This is a genomic window from Devosia sp. A16 (assembly GCF_001402915.1).
Classification (GTDB): domain Bacteria; phylum Pseudomonadota; class Alphaproteobacteria; order Rhizobiales; family Devosiaceae; genus Devosia_A.
Window position 1 is genome coordinate 3,822,139 of record NZ_CP012945.1, and the last position, 18,339, is coordinate 3,840,477.

At 65.4% G+C, this 18,339-nt stretch carries 18 protein-coding genes; 16 read left to right on the plus strand and 2 right to left on the minus strand.

The genetic code is table 11. The annotated features are described in order from the left end of the window. Positions 1 to 234: 234 nt before the first annotated feature. From rpiA to APS40_RS24985, 5 genes are all read left to right on the plus strand, one after another. Positions 235 to 927, plus strand: coding sequence for a ribose-5-phosphate isomerase RpiA (gene rpiA / locus APS40_RS18375; RefSeq protein ID WP_055048433.1), 693 nt, complete (start codon positions 235 to 237; stop codon positions 925 to 927). A gap of 106 nt (positions 928 to 1,033) precedes the next feature. Beyond that, positions 1,034 to 1,558, plus strand: a complete 525-nt coding sequence (locus APS40_RS18380) for a DUF2059 domain-containing protein (protein WP_197279359.1) — start codon at positions 1,034 to 1,036, stop codon at positions 1,556 to 1,558. Positions 1,559 to 1,634: 76 nt separating this feature from the next. Next, a complete protein-coding gene (gor, locus tag APS40_RS18385; protein ID WP_055048435.1) occupies positions 1,635 to 3,011 on the plus strand; it encodes a glutathione-disulfide reductase in 1,377 nt (458 codons plus the stop codon). Between the two features lie 63 nt (positions 3,012 to 3,074). Next, positions 3,075 to 4,460 carry a class II 3-deoxy-7-phosphoheptulonate synthase gene (locus tag APS40_RS18390; RefSeq protein ID WP_055048436.1) on the plus strand — a complete coding sequence of 462 codons (1,386 nt, stop codon included), beginning with the start codon at positions 3,075 to 3,077 and terminating at the stop codon, positions 4,458 to 4,460. A 158-nt stretch (positions 4,461 to 4,618) separates the two neighbouring features. Beyond that, the gene (locus tag APS40_RS24985; protein ID WP_197279360.1) at positions 4,619 to 6,469 is read left to right on the plus strand and encodes a PAS domain-containing sensor histidine kinase; all 1,851 of its coding nucleotides are present in this window, start codon (positions 4,619 to 4,621) and stop codon (positions 6,467 to 6,469) included. On the opposite strand, the gene APS40_RS18400 is transcribed toward APS40_RS24985, so the two are convergent. Further along, positions 6,441 to 6,869 (minus strand): response regulator, encoded by a 429-nt coding sequence (locus tag APS40_RS18400; RefSeq protein WP_055048438.1) that lies wholly within the window; start codon positions 6,867 to 6,869, stop codon positions 6,441 to 6,443. The two genes, APS40_RS24985 and APS40_RS18400, sit on opposite strands and share 29 nt — an antisense overlap. A 235-nt stretch (positions 6,870 to 7,104) precedes the next feature. Here APS40_RS18400 and APS40_RS18405 point away from each other — a divergent pair, with 235 nt between their 5' ends. From APS40_RS18405 to gltX, 3 genes are all read left to right on the plus strand, one after another. Then, on the plus strand, positions 7,105 to 8,235 hold the full coding sequence (locus tag APS40_RS18405) for a hypothetical protein (protein ID WP_055048439.1): 1,131 nt from the start codon (positions 7,105 to 7,107) through the stop codon (positions 8,233 to 8,235). A gap of 88 nt (positions 8,236 to 8,323) precedes the next feature. Beyond that, positions 8,324 to 10,039: an NAD+ synthase gene (locus APS40_RS18410; RefSeq protein ID WP_442855816.1), complete on the plus strand. Its 1,716-nt coding sequence runs from the start codon at positions 8,324 to 8,326 to the stop codon at positions 10,037 to 10,039. An 88-nt stretch (positions 10,040 to 10,127) separates the two neighbouring features. After that, a complete protein-coding gene (gene gltX / locus APS40_RS18415; protein WP_055048441.1) occupies positions 10,128 to 11,453 on the plus strand; it encodes a glutamate--tRNA ligase in 1,326 nt (441 codons plus the stop codon). Here the strand turns inward: gltX and APS40_RS18420 are convergent. Then, entirely contained in the window at positions 11,398 to 12,558 is a 1,161-nt protein-coding gene (locus tag APS40_RS18420; RefSeq protein ID WP_055048442.1) for a DUF2865 domain-containing protein, read from the minus strand. The two genes, gltX and APS40_RS18420, sit on opposite strands and share 56 nt — an antisense overlap. A gap of 438 nt (positions 12,559 to 12,996) precedes the next feature. Between APS40_RS18420 and APS40_RS18425 the strand changes: the two genes are divergently transcribed. The 8 genes from APS40_RS18425 to APS40_RS18460 all read left to right on the plus strand — a co-directional run bounded on the left by APS40_RS18425 (position 12,997) and on the right by APS40_RS18460 (position 18,331). Further along, positions 12,997 to 13,443 carry a hypothetical protein gene (locus APS40_RS18425; protein ID WP_055048443.1) on the plus strand — a complete coding sequence of 149 codons (447 nt, stop codon included), beginning with the start codon at positions 12,997 to 12,999 and terminating at the stop codon, positions 13,441 to 13,443. A 278-nt stretch (positions 13,444 to 13,721) separates the two neighbouring features. After that, positions 13,722 to 15,050 (plus strand): cysteine--tRNA ligase, encoded by a 1,329-nt coding sequence (gene cysS, locus APS40_RS18430; RefSeq protein ID WP_236884292.1) that lies wholly within the window; start codon positions 13,722 to 13,724, stop codon positions 15,048 to 15,050. Beyond that, positions 15,032 to 15,619, plus strand: coding sequence for an endonuclease domain-containing protein (locus tag APS40_RS24595; protein WP_082434518.1), 588 nt, complete (start codon positions 15,032 to 15,034; stop codon positions 15,617 to 15,619). The genes cysS and APS40_RS24595 overlap by 19 nt, the downstream gene beginning before the upstream one ends. Before the next feature lie 5 nt (positions 15,620 to 15,624). Next, positions 15,625 to 16,014, plus strand: coding sequence for a VOC family protein (locus tag APS40_RS18440; RefSeq protein WP_055049726.1), 390 nt, complete (start codon positions 15,625 to 15,627; stop codon positions 16,012 to 16,014). Continuing rightward, complete coding sequence (locus APS40_RS18445; RefSeq protein ID WP_055048446.1) at positions 16,011 to 16,394, plus strand: VOC family protein; 384 nt, start codon at positions 16,011 to 16,013, stop codon at positions 16,392 to 16,394. The genes APS40_RS18440 and APS40_RS18445 overlap by 4 nt, the downstream gene beginning before the upstream one ends. Continuing rightward, positions 16,381 to 16,878 carry a GFA family protein gene (locus APS40_RS18450; RefSeq protein WP_055048447.1) on the plus strand — a complete coding sequence of 166 codons (498 nt, stop codon included), beginning with the start codon at positions 16,381 to 16,383 and terminating at the stop codon, positions 16,876 to 16,878. The genes APS40_RS18445 and APS40_RS18450 overlap by 14 nt, the downstream gene beginning before the upstream one ends. Beyond that, complete coding sequence (gene pip / locus APS40_RS18455) at positions 16,875 to 17,831, plus strand: prolyl aminopeptidase (RefSeq protein WP_055048448.1); 957 nt, start codon at positions 16,875 to 16,877, stop codon at positions 17,829 to 17,831. The genes APS40_RS18450 and pip overlap by 4 nt, the downstream gene beginning before the upstream one ends. Further along, positions 17,828 to 18,331, plus strand: a complete 504-nt coding sequence (locus tag APS40_RS18460; RefSeq protein WP_236884129.1) for a GFA family protein — start codon at positions 17,828 to 17,830, stop codon at positions 18,329 to 18,331. Before pip ends, APS40_RS18460 begins: the two co-directional genes overlap by 4 nt. The last annotated feature ends 8 nt before the right edge of the window (positions 18,332 to 18,339 follow it).

Sequence of the window (18,339 nt, forward strand, 5' to 3'; positions counted from 1 at the left end):
TCAAACTGCGCCTCTTGACGTAATCGACCCTGATTCTGAGCCAGTCTCGGATGGTTGGTAAACTGTTCCTAACAAGCAGTGAATGGCCTTGCCACGATTCGGACAAACTCAGGACACCAGAGCCACATTGTGTTGCCCCGATGCGACATTTCCATTCACCTCTGCGTGAGAAGGCCAGGTTGACACGTGCCCCGCGCCTCTCCTAGGTCGGCCGCAGACAGGCAGGGGACGCCCATGAGCGACGAGCAGAAATACCGCGCGGCCGAAGCGGCGATGGCCGAAGTGACGAGCGGCATGCGACTGGGACTCGGCACCGGTTCGACCGCCAGGCACTTCGTCGATATCGTCGGGCGCGCCGTCCGCGACGGGCTCGAGGTGATTTGTGTGCCGACCTCGGAGGTCACCGCAGCGCAGGCGCGCGGTCTCGGCATTCCGCTGACCGACCTCGAAGCTACACCCGAACTCGATCTTACCGTCGACGGCGCCGATGAACTCGGCCCTGGCCTGGCGCTGATCAAGGGCGGCGGCGGCGCCCTGCTGCGCGAGAAGATCGTCGCGGCGGCTTCGAGGCGGATGATTGTCATCGCCGACCAGAGCAAGCAGGTCGAAATGCTCGGCCGCTTCCCGCTGCCGATCGAGGTCAACCATTTCGGTCTCGGCGTCACCACCGTGGCCATCGCCAGGGTGATGGCCGATTTCTATGCCGAGGGCCCCTTGCGCCGCCGCCTCAAGGCCGATGGCACACCCTTCGTCACCGACGGCGGCCACGCCATCCTCGACGCTTTTTTTGGCCGTATTCCTCAGCCAGAAGCACTCGCGCAGGCCCTCGTCGAAATCCCGGGCGTCGTGGAGCATGGACTGTTCATCGGTCTCTGCCAGCGGGCCTACGTGGCCGGCCCGGCCGGTGTCGACGTTCTGGACGGCTGAGTGCCGCTCGGATAGAGGCTAAAGTGAGCAAGGGGATGGTCGGCGTGCACGGTCACGGCGATCGGCTCCCGCAGGGGAAACACATAATCAGATGGGCACCAAGCCGATGACGTCCACCTTCAAACGCGCGCCGATGCTTGTCGCGGCATTGCTGTCGCTGTTCCTGTCGAGCTTTGTCGCATTGCCCGCGATGAGCCAGGAAGCCTCCGAAATCTCGCCCGAGCACCTGGCGCTGGCGCGTAAATATGTCGATCTCACCGACACTGGCGGCCTCTACGAGGCCACCATCGTCCAGGCGGGCATCAACACCTACAAGCAGTTGCTGCCGCAGAATCCTGAAATCGCCCAGCCGCTCAATGACGCGATCGAGAAGGTGATCTCCACCTACAAGGGCCGCAAGGGCGAGCTGTTCGACCAGTTCGCACGCGTCTATGCGCTGTCCTTCACCCAAGACGAGCTGCAGCAGATCGTCGATTTCTATTCGACCCCGACCGGCACCAAGCTGGCCAAGTCGAACTCCGCCATGAGTGGCACCATCAGCCGCATCATGGACGTGTTCACCGGCAACCTGAACACCGAGTTCTTTTCGGCCGTCCGCGCCGAGCTGAAGTCCAAGGGTATCGACAGCTGAGCTGTCGCACCCTATCTGCTACAAGGCCCCGCCATCGCGCGGGGCCTTTTTCGTTTCGGGTAGACTGGGGTAGGCAATGAGCGACAGTTACGATCTCGTGGTGATCGGCGCCGGGTCCGGCGGGGTGCGGGCGGCGCGGATCGCCGCAACCTATGGCGCCAGGGTCGCCATCATCGAGGAATACCGCGTCGGCGGCACCTGCGTGATCCGCGGCTGCGTCCCCAAGAAACTGTTCGTCTACGCCTCGCGCTACAAGGATCTGTTCGAGATCGCACCCAGCTTCGGCTGGGACGTCGGCACGCCGAGCTTCGACTGGGCCACGCTGGTGGCCAACAAGGACAAGGAAATCGCCCGGCTGGAGGCCGCCTATGTCGCCGGACTCGAAAAGCCCGGCGCCGAGATCATTCGCGATCGCGCCACCGTCATCGGACCCAACACCGTCCGCCTGCAGAAGTCCGGCCGCGAGCTCACCGCCAGGACCATCCTCATCGCCACCGGCGCCCATCCGTTCATCCCGGACATCCCTGGCAAAGAGCTCGGCATCACCTCCAACGAGGCGTTTCACCTCGAGACTCTTCCGCACTCCATCCTCATCGAGGGAGGCGGCTTCATCTCGGTGGAGTTCGCCACGATCTTCGCCGGCCTGGGCGTCCACACCACCATCGTCTATCGCGGTGACCGCCTGCTGCGCGGCTTCGACGAGGACCTGAGGGTCGGGCTCGAGGCCGGTCTCGAGGCACGCGGCGTCAGGATCATCCATCAGACCAACGTGCTCGGCCTGCGCCGTACCGGCAAGGACATCACGGTGAGCTTCTCCGATGGCGTCGACGCGCCGTTCGGGGCTGTCATGTTCGCCACAGGCCGTTCGCCCAATACCGCGGGCCTCGGTCTCGAAGCGGCGGGGGTCGAGCTGGCCTGGGATGGCGCTGTCGTAGTCGACGCTTATTCGCGCTCCAGCGTTCCCTCGATCTACGCCGTCGGCGACGTCACCAACCGGGCTCAGCTCACTCCCGTCGCCATCCGCGAGGGACATGCCTTTGCCGACACCGTGTTCGGCGACAAGCCGACCGCCGTCGATCACTCGCTGATCGGCGAAGCGGTATTCGCCGAGCCCGAGGTCGGGACCGTCGGCCTCGCCGAGCACGATGCGGCCACCCACGGCGATATCGATGTGTACATCACCCGATTCCGGCCGATGATGAACACGCTGTCGCTGAAGTCCGACCGCATGATGATGAAGCTGATCACCAGCGCCGATGGCGGCGAGGTGTTGGGTGTTCACATCCTCGGCCCCGGCGCCGCCGAGATCATCCAGATGGCGGCGATCCCGCTCGGCATGAAAGCGACCAAAGCCGATTTCGACCGCGCCATGGCCATGCATCCGACGGCAGCCGAAGAACTGGTGACCTTCAAGAAGCCCAGCTACGTCTACCGCAAAGGCCAGAAGCAGTAGCTGCCGCCGGCTTCACATCGCCCCATTCCCCTGCTATTTCGCCGCCGACCGGAGATCACGCCTATGCCGACGACTTGGACGCCGCAGAGCTGGAGACAGAAGCCGATTTCGCAGGTGCCGGTCTACCCGGATCCGGCGAAGCTGGAAGCCGCCGAGGCGCAGCTGCGCAAGTTCCCTCCGCTGGTGTTTGCCGGCGAGGCGCGTGAGCTCAAGCACCAGCTGACCGAGGTCGCCGAGGGCAGGGCGTTTCTGCTGCAGGGCGGCGATTGCGCCGAGAGTTTTGCCGAACATGGCGCCGACCACATTCGCGACTTCTTCCGCGTCTTCCTGCAGATGGCGGTGGTGCTGACCCATGGGGCGAGCAAGCCGGTGGTCAAGGTCGGGCGCATCGCCGGCCAGTTCGCCAAGCCCCGTTCGTCCGACACCGAGACCATCGATGGAGTGACGCTCCCCAGCTATCGCGGCGACATCATCAACGACATCGGCTTCACCGAGGCGGCCCGGGTGCCCGATCCGGAGCGCCTGCTGCTCGCCTACCGGCAGTCGGCCGCGACCCTCAATCTGCTGCGCGCCTTCGCTTCGGGCGGCTATGCCGACTTGACCCGTGTCCACGAGTGGACCATGGGCTTCATGAAAGGCTCCAACGCTTATCCGCGCTTCGAGGAGTTGGCCCAGAAGATCGATGACGCCATCGACTTCATGCGCGCCCTCGGCCTCACCCCGGACAACACCCCGTCGCTGCGCGAGACCAAGTTCTACACCTCGCACGAGGCTCTGCTGCTCGGCTTCGAGGAAGCATTGACCCGCCGGGATTCCATCACCGGCGACTATTACGCCACCTCCGGTCACATGCTGTGGATCGGCGACCGCACCCGGCAGGCCGACGCGGCGCATGTCGAGTACTTCTCCGGCATCCGCAACCCGGTGGGCGTCAAGTGTGGCCCGAGCCTCGCCGCCGACGACCTGCTGCGCATAATCGACAAGCTGAACCCCAGCAACGAAGCTGGCCGCGTCACGCTGATCGGCCGCTTCGGCTCGGACAAGATCGCCGATCACCTGCCGCGCCTGATCGAGGCGGTAAAGGCAGAGGGGAGGGTGGTGGTGTGGTGCTCCGATCCGATGCACGGCAACACCATCAAGGCTTCGAATGGCTACAAGACCCGGCCGTTCGAACGTGTGCTCAGCGAAGTGAAGAGCTTCTTCGAGATCCACCGCGCCATGGGCACCTATGCCGGCGGCATCCATATCGAAATGACTGGCGACGACGTGACCGAGTGCACCGGCGGCGGCGTCGCGGCGATCACCGAGGCGGGCCTGCAGGATCGCTATCACACCTATTGCGACCCGCGCCTCAATGCCAGCCAGGCGCTCGAACTGGCCTTCCTTGTGGCAGAAGAACTGCGCTCGCAGCGCCCGGCTCGCAGCGAAAGAATCGTGGCGGCCGAGTGAACTAATTCGCCGCTCTGGCCGTTGCTGGGCGGAGGGGCGGTTCGCGCCGCCTGACGATGAATCGCGCCCTCGGCGCGCCAGCTCGGTGATTGATGCCACGTTCGTTCTTTCCGCGTGCGGACGCCGCGACCAAAGCCAGGCTGGATCGGGATCCGGTCATGCTGCTTGCCAACAGCTTCGACTGGTCCGCCACCGAACTTGGTCCCATTGCCGAATGGCCGGTGGCGCTGCGTTCCGCCGCCCGTCTGATCATGACCGCCGCGGCGCCGATGGCCCTGTTGATCGGTCCCAACGGCGTCATGCTCTACAACTCCGCCTATGCACCTATTGCCGGCGGGCGCCATCCCGGCGCCTTCGGCTCGTCGGTGCTCGAGAGCTGGCCCGAGGTGGCCGAGTTCAATCGTGACGTCCTGCGGCGCGTCCTCGGCGGGGAATCGCTGGTGTTCAACAGCCAGCCATTCGTCTTCTATCGCAATGGCGGGCCTGAGAAGGTCTGGCTCAACCTCGACTATTCGCCGGTGCTCGATGATGACGGCAGTGGTCTGGCGGTCCTTGCCATCGTGCAGGAAACCACCGCAGGGGTGGTCGCCGAGCAGGCGCTGGAGGAAAGCCGCGAGAAGCTCGACCTGGCGCTGACCGCCTCCGGCATGGTCGGCACTTGGGATTGGAACATCTCCGACAACGTCGTCACCGCCGATGATCGTTTCGCCGCGCTCTACGGCGTGACTCCCGGTTCGGCAGCGGTGGGCCTGCCGATCGAAACCTTCCTTGACGGCGTTCATCCGGACGACCGTCAGCGGGTCATTGCCGAGATCGGCGACGCGCTCAAGCGCCCCGGTCCGGTCCGCCTGGAGTACCGCCTCAGCGCCCGCGGCGGCGCGCCCGAACGGTGGGTTGTCGCGTCCGGGCGGGTCATTGCCGACGTCAATGGCAAGGCGATCCGCCTCCCCGGGGTCGTGGTCGACGTCACCGAGGAGCGCCGGGTGGCCGAACAGCTGGCCGAGAGCGAGCTGCGGTTTCGCACCCTCGCCGACACCATGCCGCAGATGGTCTGGTCGACGCTGCCCGACGGTTTCCACGACTACTACAATGCACGCTGGTACGAGTTCACCGGCGTGCCGCAGGGGTCGACCGATGGCGAGGGCTGGAACGGCATGTTCCATCCGGACGATCAGGAGCGCGCCTGGGCCGTGTGGCGGCACTCGCTCGCCACCGGCGATCCGTACCGCATCGAGTATCGATTGAAGCACCACAGTGGCGCCTATCGCTGGGTGCTGGGCCAGGCGCTGCCGATCCGCGATGCCTCCGGCCGCATCACGCGCTGGTTCGGCACCTGCACCGATATCCACGAGGAACGCCTGGCGCAGGAGGAGCGCGAGGTGATCGCGCAGGAGCTCAGCCACCGCATCAAGAACATCTTTGCGGTGATCGGCGGGATCGTCAGTCTCGCGGCCCGCTCTCAGCCGGAGGCCAAGGATTTTGCCGACCGGCTGCGCGGCCGCATCCTGGCGCTTGGGCGCGCCCACGATTTCGTCCGACCGCATTCGCGTGAATCCCTGCCGCGCAGCAATCCGGCCTCGTTGCAGGCCCTGGTTCGGTCGTTGCTGCAGCCGTATCGTGATGGTGAGATCGAGCGTGTCAGTTTCACGGGCGACGATGCGGTGATCGACGACGGCGCCGCGACGCCGTTGGCGCTGCTGTTCCACGAACTGGCAACCAACGCCGCCAAGTACGGAGCGCTGTCGCGCGGTGACGGCCGCATCGAGATCACCACCCAGATCAGCGGCGAGAGTTATCTGCTGCATTGGCGCGAAATCGGCGGCCCGAGCCCGAAACCTGGAGCGGCGGGGTTCGGCTCAAGGCTGATCTCGCTCAGTGTGGAAGGTCAGTTGCGCGGCAAGCTGGAGCGCCGCTACGACGAGACGGGACTGGAGGTAAATCTCTCGGTGCCGCTGGCCGCGTTGCGCCGAAGCGCTGAACTCAGGCCAGCGCCGGAGTTTCGCCAATAGAGCCGAACAGCCTCAGCCGCCGCGGCGGCTGGATCTCGCTCTGCGTCCGGCGACGTACCGCGACGGCGAACTCCACCGCCTGGCGCAGTTCATTATTGTCCACAGGCTTGGGGATCACCCCGATCGTGCCCGGCACGCCGCTGCCCAGCTGAGCCGGGTTGGCCGTCATGTAGACGACGGTGACACCGCGCGCCGCCAGAGAGCGGCCGACCTCGATGCCGGTCGGACCGTCGACCAGGTTGAGGTCGACGAACGCCAGCTCGGCCTCCTCGGCCAGCGCCAGCGCCTGACGGCTGTCGGATGCGATGCCGACCGGCTCATGACCGAGATCGAACAGCAGGTTTTCGAATTCCGTGGCGACGAAAATCTCGTCCTCCACCACCAGAACCTTGCAACTCATAGCCTCATTCCGAAGTCAGTTTTTTACGTGTGGTCCCAACTCACTGGGGTGCCGAAGGTTGCAGCCGAGTTGTGCATGCCTCCGTTGTGGCAGGGGAAAAACCTACAATGCTTATCAAATTGTAGTCGTCGGATCGGATGTGACCCAATCCTTTGCACTTTGCCAGTCCATTTAGCGGAACATTAACCCTAACCAGCCATGAATAGCTCGTACGCGTTTGTTTGCGGAGCTTCCGATGTCCATCCGTCTGGCCACCAGTCTCGCCGTTCTCGCTGCCGCTATCGGCAGTCCGGTCCTGGCCGCCGATTGGAGCGAGGACTGGTCGCCCGAAGAAGTCTATCGCGGCGCATACTCGACCGAGCCCAAGGACTGGACCGAGCTGGGCGACGAGAGCGACGGCATCCATATCCAGACCGGGCTGCGCTATTGGTATTCCTGGGGCAGCCAGAACTTCGACCTCGGCCCGCTGAACTTCGAGGAAACCGACAACGCCCAATCGGTTGAGGCCCATATCCGCGTCGAAGAGGACGCGACTCGCACCTACGCCAAGGGGTGGGCCGGCTATACTTTCGCGATCAACGGCGAACATAGCGATCCTTACGGCACCGCTCCGGTGGTCGATGGCACGCTTGGCTATGCCGGTGCCGATTTCGGCTGGAATGCCTTCGGTGACGGCGCGGGCACCGGGGCAGGCGGTTTTATCGGCTACAACTACTGGAACAATTCGCCGCGCACCTCGCGCGCCAACTTCACCACGGCCACCTCCGACGGCGACATCAGCTACAACGAGAACAGCGGCGTCTGGTCGCTTCCCGGCGACAGCGTCGATGACAAATTGGAACTGCACATGTTGCGGCTCGGCCTGAGCGGCAAGGCCGAGATCAACGATTTCTTCGACATCAGCGCCGAAGTGGCGGCGGTGCCGTTCGCGACCCTTGGCGGTGTTATGGGAGGTCATGCGGGTGGCGGCGACGACTTCCTTGGGCCCTACGGGCCCTGCGACGTCCCGGCTCCCGGCGGCTGCGCCCCGTTGTTCTTCAAGGCCTCGCCGACCAACGTCAATGGCTGGGGCTATGGCGCGATGGCTGAACTGATGGCCGGCATCCACCCTACCGAGAACCTGACGATGCGCTTCGGTGGTCGCGCCTGGTATGTCGAGGGGACCTACGATGCCACCTACACCGGCGCTCTGGTGACCGCCCCGCAGTACCAGCAGGTCGAGGATCCGGATAACCCGGGCTCGTTCATTCCTGCCGACCCGCCATATGCCGCTCCGACAATCGAGCTCGACGACTACATCGAGACGGAAAACCCGTTCAAGCTCTTCCGCTACGGCCTGCTTGCCGAGCTGACCTACTCCTTCTGACCAGATCCATCGTGACCGGCTGTCCGCTTGCCCCGACCGGGGTGAGCGGATAAGTCTTGCCGCGTTTTCAACGGGGTGGATTTCGCACGTGACCGATCGTCTCCGCATTGCCCTGGCGCAGCTCAATCCGACGGTCGGCGCCATCGCGCAGAACCTCGCCCTGGCCAAGTCGACGCTGGCCGACGCCGCCGGGCAGGGGGCCGATATCCTGCTGTTCTCAGAGCTGTTCCTCACCGGCTACTTCCCCGACGACCTGCTGTTCAAACCGCGCTTCGTCGCCGATGCGATGGCCGCCGCCGAGGATTTTGCCCGCGCCACTGCCGGCACTGGCGTCAGCGCCATCATGCCCACGGTCTGGCGCGAAGGCGGCAAGCTGTTCAACGCGGTGATCGTCTGCGAGGCCGGCGAGATCACCGCCCGCCGTTACAAGCGCGAGCTGCCCAACGAGGATATCTTCTACGAAAAGCGCTATTTCGAGCGCGCCGACCTGCAGGAACCGGTGACCATCAAGGGCGTGTCGATCGGCATCCCGATCTGCGAAGACATCTGGCATCCCGATGTCTGTGCCCACCTGGTCGACCAGGGCGCGCGGCTGCTGCTCTGTCCCAATGGTTCGCCCTATTGGCGCAACAAGCAGGCCACCCGCTACAAGCTGGTCACCGACCGTGTCGCCGAAGACAACGTGCCGCTGCTCTATCTGAACCAGGTCGGCGGCCAGGACGAGCTGGTCTATGATGGCGCGAGCTTTGCCATCGAGCCGGGCGGTCGGCTCGTCGTGCAGGCGAAGAGTTTCGAGCCCGAGATCCTGATGTCGAACTGGGCCCGCACCGAGGACGGCTGGCGCTGCACCGATCCGCACGTCACGCCGCTCTCGAGTGTCGACGAAGCGCCGTGGCGCGCCTGCGTGCTGGGCCTGCGCGACTACGTGAAAAAGAACGGTTTCAAGTCGGTGGTGCTCGGCCTCTCCGGTGGCATCGACAGCGCGGTGGTGGCTGCCATGGCGGTCGATGCCATTGGCGCCGACAACGTCCACTGCCTGATGCTGCCCTACCGCTACACTTCGGAGGAGAGCCTGGCCGACGCACGCGACTGTGCCCGGCGGCTCGGCGTCCGCTACGACGTCGTCTCGATCGGCGATCCGGTGGAGGCCGCGCTCAACGAGCTGCAGCCGGTCTTCGGCAACCGCCCGCAGGATCTGACCGAGGAGAACATCCAGTCGCGCATGCGCGGCGTCTACCTGATGGCGGTCTCCAACAAGCTCGGTTCGCTCCTGCTCACCACCGGCAACAAGTCGGAAATGGCAGTCGGCTACGCCACCATCTATGGCGACATGAATGGCGGCTTCAACCCGATCAAGGACATGCTGAAGATGCGTGTCTACGAGCTGGCGGACTGGCGCAACAAGCACCGTCCGGCCGATTGCCTCGGCTCCGACGGACTGGTGATCACCCAGAACATCATCGACAAGGCCCCCTCGGCGGAACTGCGGCCCAACCAGACCGACCAGGACTCGCTGCCGCCTTACCCGATCCTCGACGAGATTCTGGTCGGCCTGGTCGAGCTCGAGCTCAGCGTGGCCGAGGTCGTCGCGCGCGGCGATGGTCGTTTTGACCGCGCTCTGGTCAAGCGGATCGAGAAGCTGCTGAACATTGCCGAGTACAAGCGCCGCCAGTCGGCCCCGGGGGTGAAGATCTCGCGCAAGGCCTTCGGGCTGGGTCGCCGCTACCCGATCACCAACGGCTACCGCGACGACAACCTGATCGCCGAGCCGATCGGTCGTCTGGATTCGAAGGGGCTGGAATGAACCGTCGGGAACGCGCCGGGGCAGTCGGCAGTCGAGCATGCTTCGGTTGCGACTGCCGATTGCCGACTGCCGAAAACGATAGCTCCCGATGACCACAGTCCGCTACGCCCCGTCCCCCACCGGCCGCCTGCACCTGGGCAATGCCCGACCGGCGCTGATCAACTGGCTGTTCGCCAAGTCCACTGGCGGCCGCTACATCCTGCGGCTCGACGACACCGACACCGCGCGCTCCACCGAGGCATTTGCCGAGGGAATCTACGCCGACCTCGCCTGGCTCGGTATCACCCCCGATCTCAGGGTTCGGCAGTCCGACCGCACGGCGCGCTACGATGCCGCGCGCGACAGGCTGATCGCTGACGGCCGGCTTTATCCGGCCTACGAGACCGAGGAGGAGCTCGACGGCAAACGCGCTCGCGCCCGTCTGCTCGGCCGGCCGCCGGTCTATGACCGCGCTGCGCTCAACCTCACCGACGAGCAGAAGGCGAAGTACGAGGCCGAGGGCCGCAAGCCGCATTGGCGCTTCAAGCTGGATGGGCGCCCGGTCGCGTTCAACGATCTGATCAAGGGGCCGCAGACGGTCAACACCGCCTCAATGTCCGATCCCGTGCTGATCCGCGCCGATGGTTCCTACCTTTATACGCTGCCCTCGGTAGTCGACGATATCGAGCTGGGCATCAGCCATGTCGTGCGCGGCGAGGATCACGTCAGCAATACCGGCACCCAGATCGAGATTTTCGAGGCGCTTGGCGGTCCGGTGCCGGCCTTCGCGCACCATAACCTCTTGACCGGGGCGGACGGCGAGGGCCTCTCCAAGCGCCTCGGCTCGCTCTCGCTCGAGCAGTTGCGCGCCGCCGGCTACGAGCCGATGGCGGTGGCCATGGCCGCGGTGCTGACCGGCACCAGCCTGCCGCTCGAGCCTTACGCCGACCTCGCCGCGCTGGGGCAGGTGTTCAGTCTCGATGTCGTGTCGCACGGCTCGGCCCGTTTCGACCCTGCGGAACTGGCGAGCCTCAATGCCCGCATCCTGCACCAGATGCCCTACGAACTGGCGAGGCCGCGCCTCGAGGCCCTCGGGCTGGCCTCGGCGCCACTATGGCTGGCGCTGCGCGGCAATCTCTCGGTGTTTTCCGATATCGCCGACCTCGCGACCCTGATTTCGGGCCCGGTTACCCCGGTGGTGGCGGAAGAGGATCGCGACTTCCTGCGCGAGGCCGCCAGCTTGCTGCCCCCCGAGCCCTGGGACGAGACCACCTGGTCGAAATGGACCGAGGCGCTCAAGGCCGCAACCGGTCGCAAGGGCAGGGCGCTGTTTCACCCGCTGCGGCTGGCGCTGACCGGCCGCGAGCAGGGACCGGACCTCAAGTCCCTGCTGCCTCTTTTGGGGCGTACGGCGTGTCTGGCCCGACTACCCTGACGCGCTTGTCGCCGAACCGAACGATGCGGCCCGGCTGATTGGCGGCGACCGGCGCCACCACAGCGACCGGGATCGGGGTTTCGCCCGGCGCGGCCGGACGGCGGCGCGGCAGCGGCACGTCGACGAATGTCGCCATAGCCACCTGGGTGACCGGTGCGTTCACCGTCGGGGAAATCCGCCGGCCGTCGCGCAGCGGCAACGGGAAGGTTGCGCCGCGGAATGTCACCATGGCGCGCGTTCCGCCGGTCGGAAGTTCGGCCAGCGTGATCGCACCCTGGTCCTGCGTCGAGGTGCACTTGCTGGCGGTGTCGAAGTCGGTGCGGAACTTGAAGGCATTGGGCAGTGCCGAATAGGGCTCGCCCCATTCGTTGACCATCTGCTCCGGTTCCTGCCCAGGGTTGTCGTAATAGTAGAGGTCGACATCGAGACCGGGGCATTGCGCCCGGCAGGATTGGGCGTCGTTGGCGACGTAATCGACCAGCGTCGAATAGCTGATCGGCCACCAGAAGCCGTCGGTCTTGCGCACGCACAGCGTTCGCACCGTATGGTAGTTGCCATAGGGGTTGAACTCTTCGCCGCGAATGCCGCCCTCGCCGTCGCCTTCACCGTCGGTGAAGACCCCGAACAGCCGCTCGAACAGGTTGCCGCGATCGCCGCGCTGCACCTCGACGCGCGACCGGCCATCGCAGTCGAAGCGTGCCATTTCCTGCAGGATCGCCTCGCGCTGCTGGGCCACCGCCTCGCCGGTGCTGACGCTCTGCGACAGCTGCTGAACGTCCTCGCGTCCGCGCAGCACTTCGCGCGCCAGGGCGCGACATTCGGGCGAGAGCCGCCGTCCTGCCTTGGCGTCGTCATTGCAGCCCTGCCGCACATAGGCGCTCTCGGAGCGCTGCACTTCGCGTTGCAGCCGCTTCAACTCGCCGCCCTGCGAGCGCTGGAAGTCCGAGTTGCGCTCCAGCGAGCGCAGCGTCGACTGCAGGCGCGCGCAATTGTTGGCCTGCGCGTGGGCTGTCGACACGTCGATCAGCAGCCCGGCCCAGGCCGTGAACAGCAAGACGGCAAAGCGGATGAACAGGGTGGTGGCGCTGAAGCTATGGCTGGGCATTCGTTCGGACCGGATGGTGTGGGCCTCCGCTGGAGCGCTTTCGGGGAACAGTTGCAGACTTTCCGGTTCGAACACGCGGGAAACCAAAGACTTGCAGCATTTCGGCGCCGCATGGAAGCAGTGAGAAGTGCTCTAGGGCCTCAATATGCCTAAAGCGAGACGCCGGGGCGAGATGGGGCAGCGGTATTCGCACAGCATCGGTTGTCGGTTAGCCTCTGATCGGCAGCCTCGCAATCGCCCGCAGCAACGATAACGCAGCCGTGACCGGGCGCTTCGACAACCGCGGCGCTTGCACCTCGGCGTTTTGCGAGCGGGGTGAGTCTCCGTGAATAGGGCGACAGCAGGGCCGCGAGCGACGCTTTCGTCGCTTTTCTGCAGTCGCCGGGCGCCGGTTCTGTGCTTAGGTACCCCATCGCGCCTTGTCGCCGGAGTATCACCTTGCAAGCTCGTGTCGCCTTTGCCGCCCTCGCCGGCATGCTCGTCCTTTCAGCTACCCCGCCAGCGCTGGCCCAGACCCCTGCGGATCTCACCAAGTTCAGCGAGACGTGCCTCAACGCCGAAGCCTTTCTGCTTGGCCAGGTGCCGGAAGGCGTCGACTCCTCGCTGATTCTCACGCCGCTGTGCGGATGCCTCGCCGGCGCCTTCAAGGACATGCCGCAGAAGGATGTCGATATTCTTGCCGCCGACCTGCGCGGCGAAGGCACTGACGAAGCGCACGCCGCCCATGGCAGCTATGACAAGGTCACCGAGGTGGCGCGCGAAGGCCTGACCACCTGCTTTGCGGGCCCTGAAGTTACCGCGGCGATGCAGGCCGCAACCCCTCCGGCGGCCGCCCCCGCCGATCCGGCGGCGCCAGCCGCCCCCGCGGCCCCCGCGCCGCAATGAGCCATCTCCAAGGGGCGCTTCGGCGCCCCTTGCTTTTTGCCCGCGCTGCGGTCAGATTGCGCGCCATGAAAACCGGCACCGCGAACTGCATTACCGGCTGCATTATTATCCGCTAAGCATTGCTGGCGGCGCGGTTTTCTTCATTTCCTGATCTGTAGTCCGAAGAACCCGTCCGCGAGCGTCTCATCGCGCGAGGAACCCTGACTTTGGGCGACATCACTCTGAAGCTCCACAATACGCTGACCCGGGCGAAGGAGGACTTCGTCCCCATCGATCCCATGAATGTCCGCATGTATGTGTGCGGGCCGACGGTCTACGACTATGCCCATATCGGCAATGCCCGCCCGGTGATCGTCTTCGATCTGCTCTATCGGCTGCTCCGCCATGTCTACGGCGCCGATCACGTCACCTACGTCCGCAACATCACCGACGTCGACGACAAGATCAACGCCCGCGCCGCCCGGGACTATCCCGGCCTTCCGCTCAACGAGGCGATCCGCAAGGTCACCGAGAAGACGGCGTCGCAGTATTTCAAGGATGTCGCCGCACTCGGCACTCTCGAGCCCGACCATCAGCCGCGCGCCACCGATTTCATCCCCGAGATGCAGTCGCTGATCTCGACCTTGATCGGCAGTCGCCATGCCTATGAGGCCGCAGGCGAGGTGCTGTTCGACGTGGGCTCGATGCCCGACTATGGCAAGTTGAGCGGCCGCAATCTCGAGGACAATCTGGTTGGGGCGCGCGTCGCGGTCGACGCGCACAAGAAGAACCCGGCCGATTTCGTGCTGTGGAAGCAGTCGAGTGCCGAAGAGCCGGGCTGGGACAGCCCGTGGGGCAGGGGACGCCCAGGCTGGCATATCGAGTGCTCGGCGATGAGCGAACGCTACCTCGGCCAGGTGTTCGATATCCATGCCGGTGGCCTCGACCTGATCTTCCCGCACCACGAGAACGAGATCGCCCAGTCGCGCTGCGCCCACGGCACGCCGGTGATGGCCAACTACTGGCTGCACAACGGCTTCCTGCAGGTCGAGGGGCAGAAGATGTCGAAGTCGCTCGGCAACTTCGTCACCATTTCCGAACTGCTCGAGAGCGACAAATTCGGCGGCCGCAAATGGCCAGGCGAAGTGCTGCGCCTCGCCATGCTGATGACGCACTATCGCGAGCCGATCGATTTTTCGGTGAAGCGTCTGGAGGAGGCCGAGCAGAAGCTGCGCGACTGGCAGCGCGCCAGTAAGCCGAAGCCCGGAACGCCGCCCGAGCCTTCGGTCATTGCCGAACTGGCCGACGACCTCAATTTCCATCGGGCGACGGTGGCGCTCGACGCCATTGCCCGCAACGCCAACCGCGGCGTCGAGACCGCCGCCAATTGCCTCGCCGCGACACTCGAGTTCCTTGGGTTCACCCCCGACGGCCTGCTGACCGCCGGCGCGGCCGACGCGCCCGCAGGCGTAGAACAGGCCGTCGCTGCCCGCCTCGCCGCGCTCAACGCCAAGGACTTCGCAAAGGCTGACACGATCCGTGCCGAATTGCTGACACAGGGTGTCCAACTGATGGACTACAAGGACGATGCCGGCCAGCGTCAGACCAAATGGGAGGTGGTGAGGTGACGCCAGACTTTCCCCTGCCGCAGCCGTCCGTCGCTCTTGCTCCGGCCGCGCAACCTCCGGTTGCGGACCCCTCATCCGGCGCTGCGCGCCACCTTCTCCCACAAGGGGAGAAGGTCGAGCGGCTCACCGATGTCGCGGCGTCGCCTTCTCCCCTTGTGGGAGAAGGTGCCCGAAGGGCGGATGAGGGGTTCTCTCCCCCCTCACCGACGGCTGCTAGGAGGCCGGTCGCGCCAAGGCTTCGCTCCTTCGCGCGTTACCTTCGGCGTGAAGCGACGCCACACGAAGAGGTGCTTTGGCATCTGCTCCGCGGACGTCGCTTCGTTGATTTCAAGTTCAGGCGCCAAGTCCCTGTCGGCCCGCTCATTGCGGATTTCGCCTGCCACTCGGCAAAGCTGATATTGGAACTCGACGGCGGCCAGCACGCAGAGAGCCAAACCGATCCCCGCCGCGATGCAGTGCTTCGGACGCATGGCTATCGCATCCTTCGCATCTGGAACAACGAACTCCACGAGAATCGCGATGGTGTGATGGAGGCCATCTGGCTGGCTTTGCAGGAGGGTCACCCATGACCGCCATCATCGACCATGTCGGCCTCACGGCCACGGACTTCGCCCTCTCGCGCGATTTCTACACTGCCGCGCTCGGTGCGCTCGGGATCAAGCTGCTTGCCGAGTTCGAGTATGACGGCGTGAGATCGGCCGGCTATGGCATCGAGCGCCCGACCTTCTGGCTCGGCAGCGGCAAGGTGCAGCGCGGTGGCGATACCCATGTCGCCTTCGTCGCCGAGAGTCGGGCCGCCGTCGAGGCGTTCTACACGGTGGCGCTCGCTGCCGGCGGGCGCGACAACGGACCGCCCGGTCTTCGCCCGCACTATGCGCCTGACTACTACGCCGCTTTCGTATTCGACCCCGACGGAAACAACATCGAGGCCGCCTATGTCGGCCCAAAGGGAGGACGCCTATGAGTGCCTTGGATCACGTGGCCATTTCGACCGCCGACTACCCGACCTCGCTGGCATTCTACGAGAAGGCGCTGGCGCCGCTCGGCATCAAGACGCACATGAAGTTCGAGGGGGACGAAGGCAACGTCGCGGGCCTCGGCTCGGAGCAGCCATTCCTGTGGATCGGCGACGGTGGCAAACTCAGCGGCGGCCGGGTGCATCTCGCCTTCAGGGCATCCACCCGAGCGGCCGTCGATGCGTTCCATGCCGCGGCGATCGCCGCCGGCGGCAAGGACAATGGTCCGCCGGGCCTGCGGCCGCACTATCACGCCACCTACTACGCCGCCTTCGTCTACGATCCGGACGGACACAATATCGAAGCGGTATGCCATGCCCCCGAGTGAGGCCCCCTTCACCGGCGGTTGCCAATGTGGCGCGGTGCGCTTTGCCGTCGGCCGGCTCGGCCGCGGCTCGATCTGTCATTGCCGGATGTGCCAGAAGGCTTTCGGCGCCTTCTTCGGGCCGCTGGTCACCTCGTTCGACGTCGTGTGGACCCGCGGCGCGCCGAAATACTTCGCGAGTTCCGACAAGATCAGGCGCGGCTTCTGCGCCGACTGCGGCACCCCTCTCACCTATGAGGAGATCGGCCGCCCGGCCGATCAGCAACTGGAGATCGCCATCGGCGCCTTCGACGATCCGACCGTCGCGGCGCCGGCGATCCAGGTCAACGTGACCGACAAGCTGCCGTTCTTCGATGGTCTTGCCGCGCTGCCGGTGCGCACCGAATATTCGCCCGGCTGGCTTGAGTTCATGGCCACCCTGGTCTGTCACCAGCACCCGGACCACGACACCGCCTATTGGCCCCCGAAACAAGGTCTTACCGCGTGACGCTACGCACCTACTATCCTGAGATCGAGCCCTATGCCTCCGGCCATCTCGACGTGGGCGACGGCCACCAGCTCTACTGGGAGCGCATCGGCACGCCGGGCGCCAAACCGGCGGTGTTCCTGCATGGCGGACCAGGGGGCGGCATCAGTCCCAACCAGCGCCGCGTCTTCGATCCGGCGCGCTATGACGTACTGCTGTTCGATCAGCGCGGCTGCGGCAAGTCGCGGCCCTTCGCCGAGCTCGAGCATAACACCACCTGGGACCTGGTCGACGATATCGAGCGGCTGCGGCAGATGGTCGGCGTCGAGCAGTGGCTGGTGTTCGGCGGCTCCTGGGGGTCGACGCTGGCGCTCGCTTATGCGCAGAAGCACCCCGACCGCGTCACCGAACTGGTGCTGCGCGGCATCTTCACGCTGCGACGTTGGGAGTTGCTCTGGTACTATCAGCATGGCGCCTCGCTGCTCTTCCCCGACAAATGGGAGCGCTTCATCGCCCCGATCCCGCCGGCGGAACGCGGCGACATGATCGCCGCCTACCGGCAGCGGCTGACCAGCGCCGATCGTGAGGTGCGGCTTGGCGCCGCCCGCGAGTGGGCGCGCTGGGAGGGCGAGACCATCACGCTGCTGCCCGATCCCGAGGTCAGCGACACCTTCTACGGCGACGAGTACGCGCTCGCCTTTGCCCGTATCGAGAACCACTATTTCGTCCATGCCGGCTGGATGGACGAGGGCCAGCTGATCCGCGATGCGGGAAAGCTGCGCGATATTCCGGGTATCATCGTGCAGGGCCGGTACGACGTCGCCTGTCCGCCGCAGACGGCCTGGGACCTGCACCAGGCGTGGCCCGAGGCAGAGTTCATCATGGTCGAAGGGCAGGGGCACGCGCTGAGCCAGCCCGGCATCCTCAATCATCTGATCGAAGCGACGGACCGCTTCGCGGGAGGTGGAATGTGATCGACGAAAGCTATCGCTTCCGCGAATATTCGGGCGGCTGCCAATGCGGCGCCGTCCGCTGGCACGCCACCGAGCTGCGCGACAACCCGCACTTCTGCCATTGCCGCATGTGCCAGAAGGCTGCGGGCAATGTGTTCATCGATCTGGTCGGCATCGGTCACGAGCACCTGACCTGGACGCGCGGCAAGCCCAGCGAGTTCAACAGCTCCGACGTCGCGGCGCGTGGCTTCTGCAGCAATTGCGGCACGCCGCTCTATTATCGCTCGCTGGGCGGGCCGCATGTGTCGATGACCATCGGTTCGTTCGATCAGCCGCACCTCATCCCCATTCTTTACGAGATGGGCCTCGAGGGCCGTCATCCGGGCCTTCGCCCGGTTCCCGGCGCCGAGCAGATCGGCACCACCGAGGAGGGCGATGGCGTCGAAGCTGTGGCGCGCGTTCGCGCGTCCAACCACCAGCACCCCGACCACGACACGGCCGAGTGGCCGCCCCGTAACTGAGTATTTCG